This is a genomic window from Halorubrum sp. SD690R (genome assembly GCF_005435035.1).
GTDB classification, from domain to species: domain Archaea; phylum Halobacteriota; class Halobacteria; order Halobacteriales; family Haloferacaceae; genus Halorubrum; species Halorubrum ezzemoulense.
Window position 1 is genome coordinate 14,833 of record NZ_SGTV01000011.1, and the last position, 18,679, is coordinate 33,511.

An 18,679-nucleotide genomic window follows, 5' to 3' on the forward strand; every position below is an offset into this window, starting at 1 on the left:
GCTTCGACTCGGTTTTTGCTGTCGCTTATCTGTTTCGCTCCCGCCGACGTGCCAATTTGGAGCCGCAAGCGGGCAGCCGACCCCGCCGCCAACCGCCCAAGAGGGCACACTTACGGCCCAACCCGCTCCGAGCGCGCACCGCCCGGGTCCGCTCCGTGGGTCCGATCCCCAAACCTCCGGGGCCGGTTATCGGTTCACAGTGACGCCGTCCAGCTGGACCTCTGACGAGATCGGGTGCGAGCTGAAGCCCTCCACCACGTTGCGCACGCCGTAAGAGTTGTTCAGGTTGTACGCCGGCATGTGGACGCGCCCTTCGAGCAGCGTCGTCGTCGCGTCGATGTAGAGCTGGCGACGCTCCTCGCGGTCAGACGACTCGCGGGCCTGCGTCAGCATCTGCGAGGCCTCGTCGTAGTCGTGGAACGTCCCGTTGTTCGTGCCTTCCGTTTCTTGGCTCAGCAGGTTGTACGCGAACGTGTCTGGGTCCGGCGAGCCCGACCAGCCAAGGGTGTACATGTTGTAGTCGTCCTCGCTACCAGTGACGTACGCGTCGAGGAACGTCCCCCAGTCGAGACGCTGGACTTCGACATTCTGGAAGCCAGCATTCTGGAGCCCGTCGCCGATGGAGATGCCGATCTGCTCGCGCTTGTTGTCCGGCGGCACGATGATCCGCCAGTTGTAGTCCATCGAGACCCCAGCCTCCTCGAACAGCGCCTGCGCCTCTTCCAGGTCCTGATCGTGTTGAATGTCCGACCACTCGTCGGTCGGGAAGTCCCACTCCTCAGAGATCGAGGCCGGGTAGGGGCTATGTTGGCGGACGCCGGCCGGCTCGACGAAGTTCTCGACTGCTTGGTCCATCGAGACGCAGTAGTCGACCGCCTCGCGGACGAGCGGGTCGCTCGTCGGTCCCTCGCCGCAGTTGAACGCGAGATAGAAGTACCCAATCCCCGGCTCTTCTGTCAGCGTGGCGTTCTGGTTCCCTTCGACCGTCTCGTACAGCTGCGGCGGAATCGATTCGACGATGTCGACGTTCCCAGTCTCCAGCTCGGTGACCCGCGTCGTCTGTTCGACTATCGGCTCGAACTCGACTGTGCTGATCTCCGGGAGGTTATCGCTGTCCCAGTAGTCGTCCCACCGCTCCAGCGTCGCGTAGCTCTCCGGCTCCCACTCGGCGAGCCGGAACGGCCCGGAGGTGACCGGACCCATGTTGTACGCGTCCGTGTCTTCCTGTCGGACGGAGGCGTTGACGACGTTCCGGGCCATGGCGATCGTGAACGCGCCGTACGGGTACGAGAGGTCGAACTGTGCGGTTTTCTCATCGATCACCTCCCCGGTATCGATCATGTCGACTTCTGATGCGTTCTCGGTCTGTTCCTCGACGGGCGCCAGCATCGTGTGAACGACATCTTCCGCGGTGACGGGATCGCCGTTCTTGAACTGGGCGTCCTCGCGGATCGGGACGATGAAGCGCGTGCCGTCGCGCTCGACCGTCGGCATGTCCGCGGCGATCTTCGGCTCCAGACTGACGCCGTCGCTGTACTCGTAGAGCCCGTCGAAAATCCGCCCGGCAATCTGCGCGGACGGCACGTCGTTCATGACGACGGGGTCCATGTCGAGCGGGCCCTTCGCCTGCGCGAAGTACAGGGTCGGGGCGCTGCCGCCGTCGGAGCCGTCCGAACCGTCACTGCCGTCAGAGCCGTCGCCGTCTGAGCCGTCCGAACCGTCGCCGCCGTCCCCCCCACCGGCACACCCGGCGAGCAGGAGGGAGGTGCCGGCTGCTCCGCCGGCGAGGACCTTCCGTCGCGAAATGCGTTGTGTGTGTTGTCGACGCATACAGTCGTCCACTTGTTTCTATTTAATAAGTACTTTGGGTTGGCGTGGTCGTATGGTCATCTCTGTTCGCTTTGTTGTCCTTTTGTCCATACGTACTCCGTCGAACTCCGTCCGAATCAGGGAGAAACGGCTGCCATGATCCGAAATTTATTGATATATCAGTGGATAAAAATCGGACAAAATACTGATATTTTGCGTGCGGCACGCGACCGGCGAGTCAGTTTGAGTGCGGCACCCGACCGGCGAGTCAGCGCTCGCTCGGCGCCGCGTCCTCCGCGGCGTCTCCGGTGCCAGTCACCGTTCCGACCCCTTTGCTCGACCCCTCGCGGAAGACGAAGCGCTGTCCCTCCTCGATCAGGTACGGCCGGAACTTGAACCGGACGCGCGCCTCGCCGGTGTCGCCCGGGAGCAGTCGCCCCTCGTCCGGGAAGAACGCGGCCGCCTCAGAGACGGTTTCGAGGTGGACGACCGGCTCGTACCCCTCCTGAATCCGCGTCGGGTGGTTGAGTACCATCACCTCGGCGTCGAACTCGCGGACCGGTTCCGGCTCGCTGTCTCGGGGGACCAGCGCCATCCCGCGTTCGATCTCCGCCTCGTCGACGCCCTTCAGCGCGATGCCGACGATCCGCCCGGCCGTCGCCTTGTCGACCCGGTGGTAGTGCATCTCGATCGACCGCACCTCCACCTCGCGGAACGAGCCGTCGGGCATGGGCCCGAGGAGGAGCTCGTCGCCCGTCTCGACGGTCCCCGAATTCACCGTGCCGGACACGACGGCGCCCACGCCCGTCACCTTGTAGCTGCGGTCGACGTACATCCGGAAGGCCTCCCGGTCCGGCGTCGCGCGCTTCGGGAGGCGCTCGAACAGCCGGTCGAGCGTCTCGACCCCGTCTTTCGTCACCGCGCTGGTCCGCAGCAGGGGGACGACTCCGTCGCCGACCTCCGCGACCGCGGTGTCGACGCCGTGCCGGTCGACCAGCAGCGGGGTCTGGCCCGCGTCCCGGAGCATCGACTCGACCTCGCGCTCGACCGCGGCGAGCCGGTCGTCGCCCACGGCGTCCGCCTTCGTGATCGCGACGATAGTCGGGAGCTCGGTCGCCAGGAGGATGCCGAGGTGTTCGCGGGTGGTCTTCGTCGGGCCGTCGTCGGCGGCGACCACGAGGAGCCCGTAGTCCAGTTTCTGGCCGACGATCCCGCGGATCGTCGTCCGCAACCACGGCTCGTGGCCGACGGTGTCGACGAAGGAGACGAGCCGGTCGGCGGCCTCGACGACTCCCGCACGGTCGGACTTGCGGTGGGGGTTGTCCATCCTGACCGGCTCGTCGGCGCCGTCGGCGAAGCCGTACACCGCGTACGAGAGGTCGGCCGAGAGGCCGCGCTCGACCTCGTGGGGCTGGACGTCGAGGAAGCCCCGCGTGCCGCCCTGCCCGTCGTCGGCGCGCCCGGTGACCAGCGTCCCGACCAGCGTCGACTTGCCGTGGTCGACGTGGCCCGCCGTGCCGACGACGAGGTGGTCCTCGTCGGCCTCGAACACGCCGCCGTCGCGGAGCGTGGCGAGCCCCACGAGGCCCGCCTCGTCGCCGTCGCCGCCGGAGCCGGCGCTCCACGTCTCGGCGTCGGCGATGTGGGCGTCGGCCTCGTCGGCCAAAAGCGAGAGCACGTCCATAGTCTCGGAGAAGGCGTCGGGGGAGACGCCGGCCAACCCGCCGTCGTCGGTCACGCCGAGGACGTAGGTAGCCTCGCCGTCGCCGGAGAGGACACGGTGGCGGAGCTGAGCCACGAGCGACTCCATGCGCCCGTCGGCGAGGTGGACCTCGCGCGTCAGGCGCTCCTTGAACTCGATCGCGCCGCCGTCTCGCTCGCCGCGCTCGATGGCCCGCCGGAGGGCGGACCGGTCAGCGCTCATACCGACTTGTAGGCGACAGCCGGGCTTAACGGTTTTCGTGCTATGAGTCCTCACGTCACGTGATCGGTACCGAGGCGTCGGGAGCGCCCGGGAGCCGCCACCGTACGCTTGCCCGCCGACCCCCGACGCACCCTTTAAGCGATCGCCGGCGGGAGCCGATGTATGGACACCTCGGTCCCCAGCGTCTCCGAACGCCGCGTCCACGTGGTCCCGCTCGGGTACGAGCGCGACCGGATCGTCGAACCGCTCCGCCGCCACGGCGCCGACGTCGCGTACCTCCTCGTCGACGCCCCGGACCGCGACGCCGCCCGCGGCGACGTTGACTTCGACGCCGCGCAGGCGGTCGACCCCGGTGACATCCGCATCGATCCCGACGGGCTCACGGCCTACCAGCGCGACGCGTGGGCGGCGGTCGCCGAGTTCGCCGAGGTCCGCGCGATCCCCGTCGCCCACGCGGACGTGTACGACGTGCTCGGCGTGACGACGACCGTCGCCGCCCGCCACCGGGCGAGCGCCGAGGACGGCGACCGGCTCTTCGGGAACGTCTCGACCGGACCGCGGATCGCCGCGGTCGGCGTCGCGCTCGCCTGTATGATTGTCGGCGCGCGGCCCTACAGCGTCGAGCCGGAGCGCCACCGCCACGACCGGCGCGAGGAACCGCTCACGACGGGCATCGAGCGCACGGTCGACCTCCCGATCTACCCCATGGACGCCCCAACGACCGACCAGGTCGCGGTGCTCGGTCGGCTCCACGACCGCGCCGAGGGGAACCTGACCACCGACAAGTGGAACCTGATCGAGTGGGCGCGCGAGCGCGAGCTGTCGTTCCTCCGCGAGGCGGGGGAGAGCCGGACGGCGAAGTACCGCGCCTTAGAGACGCACGTCCTCTCGCCGCTGCGGGAGCGCGGCTACGTCGATCTCGAGGACATCGGACGCTCCGACACGGTCCGACTCACCGAGACCGGTCGCCGGGTCTTCTTCGCGTTCAAGCACAAGCTCGACGGGCGGTAGCAGGGCGGCCCAGACGAAACGGTCGACACGCAAACCGCGAGTCGTCCGACCCAACCGTGTTGTTCGGTCTATCCGTACTGTCAATAGCTAACGTAGAATTATCCCCCGCACGTCGATCCAGATGCGTGACGCCCGCCGGACGGTCGGGGTGCCCTCCCTGCCCTCCACACCGCCTGTCCGCTATCAGCCGCCGGTCGCCAGCTCCCTCTCGGGGCGGCCGGTCCCTGCTGACGCCGCCGCGCCCGCCCGGCGGATCGTCACGGCCGACGGGTCCCCCGTCGGCGCTTCTCCGACTTACTCCTCCGTCAGGTCGACGTAGGTCCGCCGGACGGTCACCGGCGTCACGCCGGCCACGTCCGCGGCCGCCTGCTGCGTACACTCCGCGTCGAGCTCCCGGGCCGCGGTGTACAGACAGGCGGCCGCGACGCCGACCGGGTTTCGGCCGTTGGCGATCCCTTCCTCGACGGCGCGCTCGGCCAGCTCGCCCGCCCGACGCTCGACGGCGGGATCGCAGCCGAGGTCGCTCGCGAACCGCGGGAGGTACTCCGCGGGACCGCTGGGCGCGATCGGCAGGCCGAGTTCGCGGTTCATCGCGTCGAAGGCGGCCTGGTGCTCGTCCTCCGTCGCCTTCGCCTCGGCGCACACCTCGCCGACCGTGCGAGACACGTCGGCCGTCCGGCAGGCGACATAGACGCAGGCGGCCGCGAAGCCCTCCAGCGAGCGCCCGCGGAGCAGGCTCTCCTCCTGCGCGGAGTCGAACAGCGCACAGGCGGCGTCGCGGACGCTATCGGGCAGGCCCATGACGCCGGTGAGCCGCCGGATCTCGGTGTACGCGTACACCTTGTTTCGGTCGCGCTTCGTCGAGATCTGCGCGCGGTTGTGCTGGGTCCGCATCCGGGCGAGCCGGCGGCGCTTGCGCCCCTTCACCTTGGTCGACCGGCCGATCTCCGTCGAGAGCCCGCGGTCGTGGCGGGACCGCGTTAGGGGCGCGCCGGTGCGTTTCGGATCCGTGTCCTCGTCGTCGAACGACCGCCACTCGGGGCCGTGGTCGATCCGGTCGGCGTCCACGACCAGCCCGCAGTCGGCGCAGACGCGCTCCGCGCCGTCGACGCGCGTGCGGCCGCCGCACTCGGGACACGTCTCGCGGTTTCCGGTCTCGGCGGCGGACGCGGTCTCGGACCCCTCGGCGGCCGCTGTGCGGTCCGCGGTCGCGGCACCGTCGGCGGTCGCCGAGCGGTCCGTCGTCGCGATGTCGTCGGTATCTGTACGGGGCGAACGAACGCGGGTCGAGCGTGCGTCACTCATCACACGTCGAACTCCGGCCCGAAGCCTTACTTAAACCCGGGCGAATCGGCGGTCGATCGGCCGGATCGGCGCCGCCGAACCGACCGGTTATCGGTCGGTGATCGCGGCGGCGACCGCGCCGCAGTACGGTGGTTTTAACATTTCGTGCGAGACACGAATCCGCATGACGCTGTCGGAGATCGCGGCGGGGATCGAGGTGACCTCGCGCCAGCGCGATCGCGGAGTCGCCCTCGCCGACGACACGGAGACGCCGCTCGTCGACCGCCTGTCGGACCACGCCGAGTCGCTCCCGTGTACGTCAGAGGCGACCGCCACGCTCGTCGACGCCTACACCGCCGGCCGGAGCGTCGGCGACGCGGCGCGTGAGGCGGGCGTCAGCCCGATGACGGCCGCGAAGGCGCTCCACCGCTGCGGCGTCGCGGGCGTCTGTCCGCTCTCACCCACCGCACGTGACATCGTCCGCGACTGGCTCGCCGGCCGGACCCCCCGCAGCGAGGCCGTCGCGCTCACCGGCGGCGACGAGGCGGACTTCGCGCTGGCGACGTACGTCGAGACGCACGACCCGGTCGAGCCCGTCGCGGAGGCGGTCGACGCGCAGGTCGCCGGCTCCGCGCCGCTGGGAGACGGACTCGGCGCCGACGACCCCCTCGGCGACGCGCTCGGCTCCACCGACGGCCTCCGCTGAGCGCCGATACCGTCTTTCCGCTCCGCGTCAGGGCGCGAACCGCTCGACGAGGCTCGGCTTCGGAAACTCCACGTCGAGCGTCGCGTCGAACGCCGCCTCGTACGCGGTCGCGATCGCCCGCGCGTACGCGTCATCCCCTCTAGCCGCGGTCGGCGCGGCCGCCACCTCGGGATCGGTCGCCGGCACGCGGACGACCCCGTCGCCCTCCTCGCCGTCACCGCTCCCCGGTCGCTCGACCGCGAGCGTCGCGTCGAGGCTCCCGCCGACGTCGGCGATCCGGCCGCGGAGCCGCTGGGCCGCGTCGCGCCCGTGGACCGTCGCCGGCCTGACCGCGACCGCGCGGTCGACCGTCGTCGCGGCCGCGACGGCCTCGTTCGACCCGACCGGCGTGGCGTCGACGACCACCGCGTCGTACGTCGTCGCCGCTTCGCCGATCCGGCGCTCCAGCTTCCGGGCGGCCTCCGCCGTCTTCGCACGCGCGACGCGCTCGAACGGCGCTCGCGCGGGTATCGCGTCGACCCGTCCCGGGAGGTCCGGCGCGTCGCGCTCGCCGTCCGCGGTCCGCCCGCTGTCCCCGCCGGTCCCGACGACCGGATACGCCGCCGCCGACAGCGCCGCGTCCGAGTCGTCCGTGAGGAGCGCCGTGAGGTCGGGGTCGATGCGCCCGCTCACGTACTCGGAGAGTCCCTGCGTCGTGAACGCGGCGTCGACGACGGCCACGTCGGCGCCGTCGCGCGCACCCATCGCCGCCAGCTCGACAGCGGTCCGCGTCGTCCCCGCGCCGCCGGTCGCCCCGACCAGCGCGAGCGTCGTCGCGTTCATACGCCGGCCTCGCCGGAGGGTGTTCTTAAGAATCGCGAACTCGGGCGGCGGGTCGCGCCGGCGCTACTTCCCTCGCCGTCGTTACCCGTCTATCGCGGCCGCGACCTCGTCGGCGACCGCGTCGAGTTCGTCGTCGGAGAGGTCCGGCCGCCCGCCGGCGACCGCGTGGATCGCCGCGCCGCCGTCGCCCTCGAAGCGCGGGACGACGTGAACGTGGACGTGCGGGACCTCCTGCCCGGCCGCCTCGCCGTCGTTGACGCCGACGTTAGCCCCGTCGGCGCCGACGGCCGCTTGAATCTCCGGCGTGAGCGACGCGGCCGCGCCGAACAGGTCGCTCGCGAGGTCGGCGTCGAGGTCGCCGACGTGGTGCGCGTGCGACTTGGGGATCACGAGCGTATGTCCGCGCGCGAGCGGGTTCGCGTCGAGGAACGCCAGCACGGAATCGGTCTCGTAGACGGTGCGCGCCGGGATGTCGCCGGCGACGATCGAACAGAAGATACAGTCGTCGGACATACCCGAGCGATCGCTCGGCCGTCTCATCAAGGTTTCCCGGGGCGGCGGTCCCTCAAGATTTGCGCCGTCGCGGCGCCTGCGTCCCGCGCCGCCAACGGACCTATATCCGCCGCGCCGAAACGGCGGGTATGGACGACCGGCTCGAACGCGTGATCCGCCAGCAGCTCCGCAAGGCGGGCAAACAGTTCGAGGAGGCCAAACGCGCCTACGCCGAGGGGCGCGATGACCCCGAGGGCGACGCGGCGGCCGCGGCGCGGTTCGACCTCCCGACCGACGAGTCCGGCGCGGCGCGCATCGTCTGCCGCCGCCACGCGGAGCGCCGGACCGTCCCGGTCGACGCCGAGGGCCGTCCGGCCTGCTTCGAGTCGGGTCACCCCGACTGCGAGGGGTGCGCCGAGGACGTCCGCGACGGCGTCGTCGAGACGTGGTGACGGGGGACCGGCGCTAGGCACCCACCGATAGCGCCGCGGTCCGACACGCCCCGGTTTGTTTTCAGACGTACAGGTGCGGCGCATGAACCGGACCGCCGCCGTCGCCGGACTCCTCGCCGCAGTCGCCGGATTTGGTACCGGATTCCTCGTTGACTTCACGGCGCTCGGGTTGCGGTTCCGCCCGCCCTTATCCCCCACGCGCGGGGCTCCTCGCCGAGCTGGCGCTCCCGCTGCCGAACGCCATCTGAGGCGGCTCGCCTCGGCGCTCGGGCGGCCCGACGGCGTCGGTGCGACCGCTCTCGGCGCGACGACGGCACAGAAGAGATATACCGAGCGGCTGAAAACAGGTGGAAACGTCCGAATGACGCGATCGATCAGTCGACGAGCGGCGCTCGCAGGGCTCGGCCTCGCGGCCGCCAGCGCCGGCTGTCTCGGTCGCACGGAGAACATCGCCGGCCGCGATCCCCCCGAGCAGCTGACCCTCGAGATCAACGCCACGCCGGCGGACGCCGACCCCAACGGGATCCGCATCGCCAGACAGCTCGAAGAGCACCTGACCGCCGTCGGCATCGATGTCCGGCTCAACACCGTCGGACAGACCGACCTCTGGCGGAAGGTGCTCATCAACCAGAACTTCGACCTCTACGTCGGGCAGTTCGTGGAGACGGAGCCGTTCGACCCCGACGCGCTGTACGGGCTGACCCATTCGCGGTTCGTCGCGGAGTCGGGGTGGCAGAACCCCTTCGGCCTCACGGAGATGGCCGTCGACGACCTGCTCGAACGGCAGCGCCGGGCGGCCGGCCGCGACCGCGACGACGCCGTCGACGCCCTCCAAGAGACGGTGTGCGAGCTTCAGCCCTTCTCCGTCGTCGCGTTCCCCGACGCGCTCACCGCCGTCCAAGAGAGCCGGTTCGACGGCTGGACGGAGGACCGACAGCCGCTCTCCGTCACCGGGCTCCTCGAACTCGACGATGTCGCCGCCGACGGCTCGGGAAGCGGCGGTTCCGCGACGAACGCGTCGGCGGGCGGCGTTGAGACGACGACCGACGCGGCCGCCGCCGACGCGACGGGGGATGCCCTCCGGCTCGTGACGACCGACGACCGGATCACGGAGAACTGGAACCCGATCGCCGCCGAATACCGGAACCACGGCACGTTCACGGGTCTGTTGTACGACCCCCTCGTCCGCGCGGACGGCGACGAGTTCTTCCCGTGGCTGGCGACCGGCTGGGAACGGGTCGACGAGACCACGCTCGACGTCACGCTCCGAGAGGCCCGGTGGCACGACGGCGAGCCCGTGACGGCGAGCGACGTGGCGTTCACCTACGCGTTCCTCCGCGACACCTCCCTCGGGAACGTCGAGACCCCGGTTCCGACCCCCCGGTTCCGCGGCCGGAGTTCCGTCGTCGAGGGGGCGCGCGCCCGCGACGAGTCGACGGTCCGACTCACCGTGGCCGACGTGAACGAGACGGTCGCCGCCAGGGCGCTCCGGGTGCCGATCCTCCCGGAACACGTCTGGTCGGAGCGGACCGGCGCGGCGACGATCGCCGGCTTCGAGTTCGACTTCGAGACCACGGAGGCGATCGTCTCGAACAACCCCGACCCCGTCGGGAGCGGGCCGCTCCGGTTCGTCGAGGCGACCGCCGGGGAGTCGGTCGCCTTCGAGCGGAATCCCGACCACTTCCTCGTCCGGTCGACGCCCGAGGACGACGCGGACGCGTCCGGGGAGACCGCTGACCCGCGAGCGGGGGTCCCGTCCCGATACCACGGGAAGCCCGCCTTCGGCCGGCTCCGCATCGAGGTCCTGCCGTCGGACATCTCGGCCGTGGAGTCGGTCGCCGAGGGACTCGCGGACGCCACCGTTTCGAACCTCGGGCCCGAGTCGGTCCCGCGGATCGGTCGCTCGGCTGACGCCCGGCTCGTGAGCGGGCGGTCGGCGGCGTTCTACCACGTCGGGTACAACGTGCGCCGGAGCCCGCTGTCGAACCCCCGGTTCCGGGCGGTGATCGCTCGGCTGATCGATAAGACCGCGATCGTCGACGGCGCCTTCGACGGCTACGCGCGGGCGGCGACCTCGCTGCTCGCGGCGTCCTCGGCTGATGTTCCGGAGTCGGTGGCGTGGGCCGACGGGAGCGACCCAGTCCACCCGTTCTTCGACGACGGTGGGTCGCTGGACGTCGCGGCCGCCCGCGAGGCGCTCCGGGAAATCGGGTACCGGTTCGACGGCGAGGGGCGGCTGCTCTCACGGGGGCGATGACGCCGTTCCTCTCGGTCCTCACGTCGGTCGTGGCGTGGGTCGTGGCGATGCTGGTCGTCGCGAGCGTCGCGGTGATCGGCCCCGCCCGGCTCCGCGAGACGTGGAGCGGGCTCCGCGACCGGCTCTGGGACGCGCGTCGGGCCGTCGCTGTCGTCTGCGCGGTGCTGATCGCCAGCGCCGTCGGGCGCCCCCCGCTACTGGACGTCTCCAGGCTGTTCGGCCTTCAGGCCACGGCGTTCATTTACGGGCTGGAGGGCGGCTTCGTCGCGTGGGTTCAGGCGACGTTCGCGACCCCCGCGCTGACCGCCTACTTCTCGTGGGTGTACGTGTACGGCTACGCGTTCCTGCTCGCGTTCCCGCCGGTCGCGTACCTCGCGCTCCCCCGGACAACGACGTTCAGCCGCGTCCTCGTCGCGTACGCGCTCAACTACGGGATCGGGCTGGTGCTGTACACGGCGGTGTTCGCCCACGGCCCGCGGAACGTGATGCCCGACATGGTGACGCCGCTGCTGTTCACCACGCAGCCCGACGTGATGGTGCTGACGAGCGAGGTGAACGTGAACTCGAACGTCTTCCCGTCGCTTCACACCTCGCTGTCGGTCACCGTCGGGACGTTCGCGGTGCTGACCCACGAGGAGTACCCCCGGTGGACGCCGGTCGCGGTCCCGCTCTCGCTGTCGGTCGTCGTCGCGACGATGTACCTCGGCATCCACTGGCTCACCGACGTCGTCGCCGGGTTCGCGCTCGCGTTCGGCTCGGTGGCGCTCGCGTACCGGCTGGTCGAACCGCGGTCCGACCCCGGAGTCCCGCGCGACGGCCCGGAGGACGACCAGCCGCCGTCGGAGCCGAACGCGAGCGACTGACCCCCTCGACCGCCGCCGAACACACCGTTTTGTATCGCCGGGCGTTACGCCCGCCCATGAGCGCCGACCGACAGACCATCACGGTGTACTCGGACTACGTCTGCCCGTTCTGTTATCTGGGTCGTCAGTCCCTCTCACAGTATCAAGAGAACCGCGACGAGGAGCTCGCGATCGACTGGCGCCCGTTCGACCTGCGGAGCCAGAAGCGCCGCCCGGACGGGACGATCGACCACTCCGTCGACGACGGGAAAGACGACGAGTACTTCGAACAGGCGAAACAGAACGTCCGCCGGCTCGCCGACGACTACGGCGTGGAGATGGACCTCGACATCGCCGAGGATGTCGACTCGCTCCCCGCCCAGATCGTCTCGTACTACCTCCGTGAACACCACGACTACGAGACGTGGCTCGCCTTCGACGAGGCGGTCTTCGCCGCGCTCTGGGAGGACGGTGAGGACATCGGCGACGCCGACCTCCTAGCCGAACTCGCCGTCGACGCGGGCGCCGAGGCCGACGAGGTGCGGTCGGCCCTCGACGACGAGACGCTCCGCGAGACCGTCCGCGAGCGGTTCACCGAGGCGCAGCGGGAGGGGATTACCGGCGTGCCGACCTTCGCATACGACGGGTACGCGGCGCGCGGCGCCGTCCCGCCCGAGCAGCTCGAACGGCTCGTCGAGGGGACCTGAATCCGTTCGTCGTCGCGGTGAGGCACCGACCGTTCGCCGTCCGAGGAACCCGGTAGCTCGGCCGAGCGGAAAGAGCACCACTAATTAATACCACTAGGTTGTATCACGCCTATGTCCGAGTACGAGCCGGTCGAGCCGCCGGTCGCGCTGACGATCGCCGGCAGCGACAGCGGCGGCGGGGCGGGGATCCAAGCGGACCTGACCGCGATGCGCGCGCACGGCGTCCTCGGCACATCAGTCGTGACGGCGACGACCGCGCAGAACACCCGCGGCGTCGAGGACGTTCACCCCCTCCCCGCCGATCACGTCGCGAGCCAGTACGCGGCGGTCGCCGACGACTTCGCCGTCGGGGCGATCAAGACGGGAATGCTGGCGACCGCCGAGACCGTCGAGCAAGTGACTGAACTGGTCGCGGAGACGGACGCCCCGCTCGTCATCGACCCCGTGATGGTCGCGGCGACCGGGGATCGCCTGCTCTCGCCCGCCGCGGAGGACGCCTACGAGGGGCTGATCGCGGACGCGACGCTCGTCACGCCGAACGCCGACGAGGCCGCGGTGCTGACCGACGCGCCGGTCGACACCCCCGCCGATGCCGAGCGCGCGGGCCGCGAGCTCGTCGCGCTCGGCGCCGACGCGGCGCTGGTGAAGGGCGGGCACCTCGACGGCGAATCCGCCGAGAGGGACGCTGTCGTCGACACCCTCGTCCGGGCCGACGACGCGGGTGGTAGTTCCCCGGAACGCGTCGCGCCGACCGTCGACCGCTTCGAGACGCCGCGGATCGACACCGAGGCGACGCACGGTTCCGGCTGCGCGCTGTCGAGCGCGATCGCCGCGCGACTGGCGAGAGGGGAGCCGCTCCGCGACGCGGTCGACGCCGCGGTCGCCGGGATGACCGAAGCGGTCCGACGCGGTTACGACGTGGGAGAGGGCCCGGGCGCGGTCAATCCCACGGCGTTGGGCGAGGAGTGACGGACCCCGCCGCCGGAACTCACAGGTACGCGAGCGGGATCATAAGCGCGACGCCGAGCGCGACGCCGCCGACGAGGACCGGTTTGCCGCCGCGCGGGAGGTCGGCGCCCGTTTCGAGCGCCTCGGGGACGAACTCCGAGAGGACGAGGTAGATCATCGCGCCCGCCGCGAAGCCGAAGCCGTACGGGAGAAACTCGCGGGCGTACCGGACGAACGCGAACGCGATCACGGCGCCGATCGGCTGCGGGAGACTTGAGAACACCGACCACCACACCATCTTCCACTTCGAGACGCCCATCGCCCGCAGCGGGATCGAGATGGCGGTCCCCTCGGGGACGTTGTGGATCGAGATGGCGACGGTCATGAACACGGCGAGCAGCGGGACGGTGAAGCCGAACAGCGCGGTCCCGCCTTCCAGCCCGAGGTCGGCGAAGGAGACGCCGACCGCGATCCCCTCCGGAAAGCTGTGGACCGTCAGCACGCCGAGGATCAGGATCAGCTTCTTGAACTCGGCCTCCTCGTACTCCCGCGGATCAATCTCGGCGTCCGCCAGGACCTCGTGCGCGATGACGACGAGGACGACACCCGCGAGCATCCCGACGCCGATCTCAACCGCTGTCCCCTCCGCGAGCCCCTCTTGGATCAGTCCGAACAGCGACGCGGAGAGCATGATCCCCGACGCGAACCCCCACAGCGCCACGTTCCCGCGGTCGCTGATCGTCTCGAAGAAGAAGAACGGCAGCGCGCCGATCCCGGTCGCCAGCGCCGTGATCAACCCGGCGACGAACACGAACGCGTAGGCGTCGAGTGCGACCATTCGTACGCGACGGTACGCCGCTCCGGGTCATAACTCCGAGGGACGCCCCCACGCGCTGGGAACTACCTACCCCTCCGAGGCGAAGCCGAGTTCACCCCAAGCCGTGAGCGAGACCGGAAATAAGCACCAACAGAAACAGCGCGACGAGGAGCAGGAGTACTGCGAGCTTGGTGCCGAGCGCACAAGACGGACCGCCGCCTCGAACTCCGCTCCGTCGCGGTCGAATCGGTACGTCCACGTTCACGATCCGCCCCGCGGTCGAATCGAAGTCACCGGTCGGTCTCCACCGCGACGGCATCGACCGTGCTCGGCGAAGCGGCGGCGCCGGTCGCGTCCCCCGCGCTGGCCGATCCGTTCGCCGTCGGCTCGGTCGTGTTCTCCGGCGGCTCCGGCGACGGTTCGGACGGCTCCGACGCGTCGTCATCGTCCGTCTGGCTCGTCGCGTCGGTCTCCGACCTCTGCGCGTCAGACGTGCTGTCGTCGGTGTTCGTGTCGTCGGTGTTCGACGTGTCGTCATCGTCTGTCAGAGTCTTCGCGTCGGTCTCCGAACTCTGTGCGTCAGACGTGCTGTCGTCGGTGTTCGACGTGTCGTCGGTGCCCGAGGATGTCACGGCCGGGTCGGACTCGTTGCTGTCCGTGTCTGCGGATGTCACGGCCGGGTCAGACTCGTTGCTGTCCGTGTCTGCGGATGTCACGGCCGGGTCAGACTCGTTGCTGTCCGTGTCTGCGGATGTCACGGCCGGGTCGGACTCGTTGCTGTCCGTGTCTGATGATGTCACGGCCGGGCTCGACGCGCTCTCGTTCGCAGCGTCAGACGTATCGGAATCCGTGGTGTCCGGCGTTTCAGACGGACTATCCTCGTTTTCCACGGTTGCCGTTTCGTTCCCCGACTGATCCGCTTCGGCTGTCGCCGAGTCGGTTACCGGGACCGAGGCGTTGGTGTCCGCGGTGGGTTCCGAGACGTTCTCTTCGGTAGGCGCCGAGACGTTGCCGCCAGTGGGCGCCGAGACGTTGCCGCCAGTGGGCGCCGAGACGTTGCCGCCAGTGGGCGCCGAGACGTTGCTCCCAGCGGGCGCCGAAACGTTGCTCCCAGCGGGCGCCGAAACGTTGCTCCCAACGGGCGCCGAGACATTCTGGTCCAGTCCGGCGCCGTCTCCGTCAGGGTCGCTCGTCCTGTTCTCGACGGCCACCGCGGTGAGATCGACATCGGCGGTCTCGTTGGTCTGGCTGCCGTTGGTCGAGGTCTCGTTGATCTGGTTCAGTTCGTCCGGGGTTTCGAACGTCGCGGTCACGTCGACGCTCGCCGAGAGGACGGCGACCGTGCCCCCTCCGGCGAACGCGACGCCCCACACGAGGACCGCCAGCGCGACGAGCGCGACGAGCCCACGGTTCGCGGCCATCAGTCGCCCTCCCCGGCGGCCTCGGGACGTGAGACCGGTGTCGACCCGGGCGTCGACGCCGGCTCGGCCCCGTCCTCGGCCGCCGTCGTCTCCGCCCCGGCGGCGACCGCCGCCGAGTCGACGGTGTCGTTCGGCTCGGACGCGCCCCCGTCGGACTCGGGGGAGTCTCTGTTACGCATCGCGTCTGTCGTCGGTCCGCTTGCGTCCGTTTCGACAGCCGGATCCGGCGTTCCACCGCTGCGGTCCAAGACACCGCTGGCGGGCACCCACGCGGCGAGCGCCCCGAGCAGCAGCGTCGACACGCCGATCGCGACCGATATCGCGACGGCGGTCCGGAGCTCGAACGCGACGTACACCACGTACGGGGCGAACGCGGCGAGCACCGCCGCCGCGCCGCCGACGGCGTCGACCGAGACGCCCCCGGAACCGCTCGCCTCCTCCGTCGCCTGCGCCGTCACGATTTCGGCCGCGGGACCGGGTCCAGCCGCCGGGTCGGGCCCGACTACCGGATCGAGTCCGGCCGTCGCCCCGTCTCCGTCGCCGGGTTCGTCGACGGGGTCGACCGGATCGACGGTCATCGAGGGTTGCGATTCAGATCCGTCGCGGCCCCGGACGATAGACCAGATCTCCGTCGCGGCGAGCAGCCCGAACGGGAACAGGACCAGCGCGACGAACCCCACTCGCGTCCCCGCGAACTGGATCACGTACCCGATGTACGGGATCGTCAGCGTCACGGCGCCGACGAGGCTCCCGGCGGGGACGAGCCCCGGATCCGGCCCCTCGTTGGCGTCGCCCATCGTCTCGAACGCGAGCGTCCCGGCCTCGTCGACCACGTCGATCACGCGGTGCGTCACCGGCACGTCGCTCGTGCCGCGGACGAACGTGATCACGTCGCCCTCGGCGATCGCAGTCGGGTCGCGCTCGGCGACGATCACCACGTCGCCCGGCGCGATGGCGGGCGTCATGCTCGCCGTGAGCACGACGAAGCTCTCGTCCGCGCCGACGACCTCCGGCGCCGCGTACACCGCGAACGGTGCGACGAGGGCGATCAGCAGGACGATCCCGAGTACGTTCGCCGCGCGCTTCGTCCGTGGTGATGTGAGTAGTTTGGTCATCAGTTCTCCTCCGTGCCGCACAGCGGCTCACCGCCCGTGGTCGCGGCCGCGGCGATCTCGTACAGCCCGCCGTAGACGTCGCCGACCCGGAGCGGAACCGAACAGCTCGTGTGGATGTTGACGCCCGCGTGGCCGCCGCCGTTGCCGCCATTTCCGTTTCCTCTGCTGCCGCCGCCGTTTCCGCCAGTACCGTCGGCGTCGGTCTCGGGGTCGGTGCCCGTCCCGCCGTCGTCGAGGTAGATGTTGGGGCCGATCCAGCCCGGGTCGCCGTTGGTTGGCGCGGCGGTCCCGTCGACCACGAAAGTCCCGTCCGGAGTCACCTCGCCGTCGAACACGGTCGTCCCGGCGGTGCCTCGACCGCCCGCGCCGCCGCCGGTGGCGACGACGACCACGGTCGCCGAGTCGTCGCCGAGGTACCGGAGCGTGAGCGAGCCGACCGCGACGCCGTTCTCGTCCTCGCAGGGGACGCACGCCGACGCGCACTCGGTCCCTACGAAGGGGTTCGACCTCGCCGCGTCCGCCTCGGCGACGTGGCGGCACTGCTCCGCGTACACCCGGAACGTCAGGTCGGTCGCCGCGCCGCCCACGTCGGGCGAGTCCGCCGGGAGGTACGGGAACACCTCAACGGCGACCGGGTCGTCGTCGGGCCCGAGACACCGGGCGTCGATCCGCACCCCGGTCGCGAGGTCGCGCTCGACCTCGGCGAGGGGGCGGTACCCGCCGGTCACGGATTCGCCGTCGACGACGACCTCGACCTCTAGGGCGTTCCCGAGGCGATCGCCGTCCGGACAGGGGGTCGCGAGCCACACCCGTACCGGGTTCGCCGACGCCCCCACGTCAAACGTCTCGGGCCCGGGACGCTCGTCGAACGTCGTCCGATCGACCGTCAGCGGGCCGAGCGAGACGGTCCCGTCGGTGGGGTCCCCATCGACCGTCAGTCCGACCTCGCCGGCGCCGAAGACATTGCCCGGGAACGTCTCCCGATCGGCGAGGTACGCGCCCGTGCCCATGCCGCTCGCCATGCCGACCGCGCCGACGCCGCCGATCCCGGCGAGCAGCCGTCGTCGGCTCAGCCCGCTCGGGCGCCGCCCGCCGTCGTCGGGGCTCATGCGTCGCCTCCGGCGCCGCCGCCGCCCCCGGCCGCTACGTTCCCGTCGAAGGGGTTCCCCTCGGCGCCGCACTCGTCGGCGGCGAACTCCACGAGGAAGTCGACCGCGCCGCCCTGTCCGGCGTTGCCGCCCTCGCCGTCGAACTCCCACGCGAAGGTCAGGCAGCGCTGTTCGCCCGGGGCGAGGCAGCCGTCGCCGAGGAGCCCGGGGCGCAGTTCGATCCCGTCCGCGAGCGCGGAGCCGTCGATGTCCGCGAACGTCTCGTCGGCGATCAGCTCCCCGGCGCTCGCGAACTCGCCTTCGGCGCCGCCGCAGCTACCGATGCCGAATATCCCGGTGTCCTGCCGGACCGTGAGCGTGACGCGCTCCGCGAGCGCGGCGCTCGCGGCGTCGGCGCCGTCGAGGTGCGGGTCGATCCGCAGCCACACGCGGGCGGTGTCCTCCGGATCTTCGAGCCGGAGCCCGACGCTCGCGGTGCCGTAATCGTGCGGCAGCGCGTTGCCCACGTCGACGAGCCGGACGCCGACCGCTCCGACGTCGTCGACCGCGCCGACCGCGCTCGAATCAACGAGCGTCCCGTTCTCCGTGCGCCGCCACCCGACGAGCAGATTGAACGGCGTGTCCGTCTGAGCGTACGTGTAGTTTGTGTACTCGTCCCAGTTGTCCGTTCCCGTCGGTCGTCCGGAGGCGGCCCCGAGGGCCGCGAAGCCGACGGCTCCGGCGCCCGCGAGTGCCTCCCGCCGCGTGAGTCCCGATTCTTTCTGTGTCATTGTGTGTCGTCGCGGCTCCGAACGGCCGTATCGTCGATACCCTTCCTACTCTCACGACGCTCGTATGTATGCGCGCCCTACCCGCCCGGATCGGTGACCGTACCGGGCGGTACGGACGCCGTACCCGCCCGCGGTCGGCCGATCGGCAACAGACCTTCGTTCCCGCCCGCCGACGCCGTGACGCGGTCCGAGA

Annotated in this window: 17 protein-coding genes; 7 read left to right on the top strand and 10 right to left on the bottom strand. The window is 70.7% G+C overall.

Annotated features, from left to right (window positions below; genetic code table 11):
• Nucleotides 1–186: 186 nt before the first annotated feature.
• Together EXE41_RS08575 and EXE41_RS08580 are read right to left on the bottom strand one after the other, a co-directional pair.
• Nucleotides 187–1,830 carry an ABC transporter substrate-binding protein gene (locus EXE41_RS08575; RefSeq protein ID WP_049932843.1) on the bottom strand — a complete coding sequence of 548 codons (1,644 nt, stop codon included), beginning with the start codon at nucleotides 1,828–1,830 and terminating at the stop codon, nucleotides 187–189.
• 247 nt (nucleotides 1,831–2,077) lie between these two features.
• Nucleotides 2,078–3,733: a GTPBP1 family GTP-binding protein gene (locus EXE41_RS08580; RefSeq protein ID WP_049932842.1), complete on the bottom strand. Its 1,656-nt coding sequence runs from the start codon at nucleotides 3,731–3,733 to the stop codon at nucleotides 2,078–2,080.
• Nucleotides 3,734–3,895: 162 nt separating this feature from the next.
• Between EXE41_RS08580 and EXE41_RS08585 the strand changes: the two genes are divergently transcribed.
• Nucleotides 3,896–4,744 (top strand): DUF6293 family protein, encoded by an 849-nt coding sequence (locus EXE41_RS08585; RefSeq protein ID WP_049932841.1) that lies wholly within the window; start codon nucleotides 3,896–3,898, stop codon nucleotides 4,742–4,744.
• Between the two features lie 294 nt (nucleotides 4,745–5,038).
• On the opposite strand, the gene EXE41_RS08590 is transcribed toward EXE41_RS08585, so the two are convergent.
• On the bottom strand, nucleotides 5,039–6,049 hold the full coding sequence (locus EXE41_RS08590) for a transcription initiation factor IIB family protein (RefSeq protein WP_137690755.1): 1,011 nt from the start codon (nucleotides 6,047–6,049) through the stop codon (nucleotides 5,039–5,041).
• Nucleotides 6,050–6,212: 163 nt separating this feature from the next.
• On the opposite strand from EXE41_RS08590, the gene EXE41_RS08595 reads away from it, so the two are divergent.
• Nucleotides 6,213–6,734: a hypothetical protein gene (locus EXE41_RS08595; RefSeq protein ID WP_137690756.1), complete on the top strand. Its 522-nt coding sequence runs from the start codon at nucleotides 6,213–6,215 to the stop codon at nucleotides 6,732–6,734.
• A gap of 27 nt (nucleotides 6,735–6,761) precedes the next feature.
• Here the strand turns inward: EXE41_RS08595 and EXE41_RS08600 are convergent, their stop codons facing one another.
• Both EXE41_RS08600 and EXE41_RS08605 read right to left on the bottom strand, forming a co-directional pair.
• Nucleotides 6,762–7,556 carry a CpsD/CapB family tyrosine-protein kinase gene (locus EXE41_RS08600; protein WP_137690757.1) on the bottom strand — a complete coding sequence of 265 codons (795 nt, stop codon included), beginning with the start codon at nucleotides 7,554–7,556 and terminating at the stop codon, nucleotides 6,762–6,764.
• A gap of 81 nt (nucleotides 7,557–7,637) precedes the next feature.
• A complete protein-coding gene (locus EXE41_RS08605; RefSeq protein WP_049932159.1) occupies nucleotides 7,638–8,069 on the bottom strand; it encodes an HIT domain-containing protein in 432 nt (143 codons plus the stop codon).
• A 128-nt stretch (nucleotides 8,070–8,197) separates the two neighbouring features.
• On the opposite strand from EXE41_RS08605, the gene EXE41_RS08610 reads away from it, so the two are divergent.
• From EXE41_RS08610 to thiD, 5 genes are all read left to right on the top strand, one after another.
• Nucleotides 8,198–8,500, top strand: a complete 303-nt coding sequence (locus EXE41_RS08610) for a hypothetical protein (RefSeq protein WP_049932161.1) — start codon at nucleotides 8,198–8,200, stop codon at nucleotides 8,498–8,500.
• A gap of 361 nt (nucleotides 8,501–8,861) precedes the next feature.
• On the top strand, nucleotides 8,862–10,757 hold the full coding sequence (locus EXE41_RS08615) for an ABC transporter substrate-binding protein (RefSeq protein WP_137690758.1): 1,896 nt from the start codon (nucleotides 8,862–8,864) through the stop codon (nucleotides 10,755–10,757).
• Nucleotides 10,754–11,620 carry a phosphatase PAP2 family protein gene (locus EXE41_RS08620; protein ID WP_137690759.1) on the top strand — a complete coding sequence of 289 codons (867 nt, stop codon included), beginning with the start codon at nucleotides 10,754–10,756 and terminating at the stop codon, nucleotides 11,618–11,620. Before EXE41_RS08615 ends, EXE41_RS08620 begins: the two co-directional genes overlap by 4 nt.
• Nucleotides 11,621–11,676: 56 nt before the next feature.
• The gene (locus tag EXE41_RS08625; RefSeq protein ID WP_049932168.1) at nucleotides 11,677–12,306 is read left to right on the top strand and encodes a DsbA family protein; all 630 of its coding nucleotides are present in this window, start codon (nucleotides 11,677–11,679) and stop codon (nucleotides 12,304–12,306) included.
• A gap of 111 nt (nucleotides 12,307–12,417) precedes the next feature.
• Nucleotides 12,418–13,275: a bifunctional hydroxymethylpyrimidine kinase/phosphomethylpyrimidine kinase gene (thiD, locus tag EXE41_RS08630; protein ID WP_137690760.1), complete on the top strand. Its 858-nt coding sequence runs from the start codon at nucleotides 12,418–12,420 to the stop codon at nucleotides 13,273–13,275.
• Between the two features lie 19 nt (nucleotides 13,276–13,294).
• Here the strand turns inward: thiD and EXE41_RS08635 are convergent, their stop codons facing one another.
• The 5 genes from EXE41_RS08635 to EXE41_RS08655 form a co-directional block, all read right to left on the bottom strand.
• Nucleotides 13,295–14,092 (bottom strand): ZIP family metal transporter, encoded by a 798-nt coding sequence (locus EXE41_RS08635; protein WP_137690761.1) that lies wholly within the window; start codon nucleotides 14,090–14,092, stop codon nucleotides 13,295–13,297.
• Nucleotides 14,093–14,361: 269 nt separating this feature from the next.
• Nucleotides 14,362–15,492, bottom strand: a complete 1,131-nt coding sequence (locus tag EXE41_RS19605) for a hypothetical protein (protein ID WP_241987209.1) — start codon at nucleotides 15,490–15,492, stop codon at nucleotides 14,362–14,364.
• Complete coding sequence (locus EXE41_RS08645) at nucleotides 15,492–16,607, bottom strand: signal peptidase I (protein WP_137690762.1); 1,116 nt, start codon at nucleotides 16,605–16,607, stop codon at nucleotides 15,492–15,494. Before EXE41_RS08645 ends, EXE41_RS19605 begins: the two co-directional genes overlap by 1 nt.
• Nucleotides 16,607–17,716: a hypothetical protein gene (locus tag EXE41_RS08650; RefSeq protein WP_137690763.1), complete on the bottom strand. Its 1,110-nt coding sequence runs from the start codon at nucleotides 17,714–17,716 to the stop codon at nucleotides 16,607–16,609. Before EXE41_RS08650 ends, EXE41_RS08645 begins: the two co-directional genes overlap by 1 nt.
• Nucleotides 17,713–18,486 (bottom strand): hypothetical protein, encoded by a 774-nt coding sequence (locus EXE41_RS08655; RefSeq protein ID WP_086216600.1) that lies wholly within the window; start codon nucleotides 18,484–18,486, stop codon nucleotides 17,713–17,715. The genes EXE41_RS08650 and EXE41_RS08655 overlap by 4 nt, the downstream gene beginning before the upstream one ends.
• Nucleotides 18,487–18,679 lie beyond the last annotated feature (193 nt).

What these genes read in the sequence shown, in the direction of transcription:
- EXE41_RS08625 (WP_049932168.1), top strand. Translation starts at nt 11,677, where the DNA reads ATGAGCGCCGACCGACAGACCATCACGGTGTACTCGGACTACGTCTGC.
- EXE41_RS08585 (WP_049932841.1), top strand. Translation starts at nt 3,896, where the DNA reads ATGGACACCTCGGTCCCCAGCGTCTCCGAACGCCGCGTCCACGTGGTC.
- EXE41_RS08615 (WP_137690758.1), top strand. Translation starts at nt 8,862, where the DNA reads ATGACGCGATCGATCAGTCGACGAGCGGCGCTCGCAGGGCTCGGCCTC.
- EXE41_RS08635 (WP_137690761.1), bottom strand. Translation starts at nt 14,092, where the DNA reads ATGGTCGCACTCGACGCCTACGCGTTCGTGTTCGTCGCCGGGTTGATC.
- EXE41_RS08590 (WP_137690755.1), bottom strand. Translation starts at nt 6,049, where the DNA reads ATGAGTGACGCACGCTCGACCCGCGTTCGTTCGCCCCGTACAGATACC.
- thiD (WP_137690760.1), top strand. Translation starts at nt 12,418, where the DNA reads ATGTCCGAGTACGAGCCGGTCGAGCCGCCGGTCGCGCTGACGATCGCC.
- EXE41_RS08580 (WP_049932842.1), bottom strand. Translation starts at nt 3,733, where the DNA reads ATGAGCGCTGACCGGTCCGCCCTCCGGCGGGCCATCGAGCGCGGCGAG.
- EXE41_RS08620 (WP_137690759.1), top strand. Translation starts at nt 10,754, where the DNA reads ATGACGCCGTTCCTCTCGGTCCTCACGTCGGTCGTGGCGTGGGTCGTG.
- EXE41_RS08575 (WP_049932843.1), bottom strand. Translation starts at nt 1,830, where the DNA reads ATGCGTCGACAACACACACAACGCATTTCGCGACGGAAGGTCCTCGCC.
- EXE41_RS08645 (WP_137690762.1), bottom strand. Translation starts at nt 16,607, where the DNA reads ATGACCAAACTACTCACATCACCACGGACGAAGCGCGCGGCGAACGTA.
- EXE41_RS08600 (WP_137690757.1), bottom strand. Translation starts at nt 7,556, where the DNA reads ATGAACGCGACGACGCTCGCGCTGGTCGGGGCGACCGGCGGCGCGGGG.
- EXE41_RS08605 (WP_049932159.1), bottom strand. Translation starts at nt 8,069, where the DNA reads ATGTCCGACGACTGTATCTTCTGTTCGATCGTCGCCGGCGACATCCCG.
- EXE41_RS08610 (WP_049932161.1), top strand. Translation starts at nt 8,198, where the DNA reads ATGGACGACCGGCTCGAACGCGTGATCCGCCAGCAGCTCCGCAAGGCG.
- EXE41_RS08655 (WP_086216600.1), bottom strand. Translation starts at nt 18,486, where the DNA reads ATGACACAGAAAGAATCGGGACTCACGCGGCGGGAGGCACTCGCGGGC.
- EXE41_RS08595 (WP_137690756.1), top strand. Translation starts at nt 6,213, where the DNA reads ATGACGCTGTCGGAGATCGCGGCGGGGATCGAGGTGACCTCGCGCCAG.
- EXE41_RS19605 (WP_241987209.1), bottom strand. Translation starts at nt 15,492, where the DNA reads ATGGCCGCGAACCGTGGGCTCGTCGCGCTCGTCGCGCTGGCGGTCCTC.
- EXE41_RS08650 (WP_137690763.1), bottom strand. Translation starts at nt 17,716, where the DNA reads ATGAGCCCCGACGACGGCGGGCGGCGCCCGAGCGGGCTGAGCCGACGA.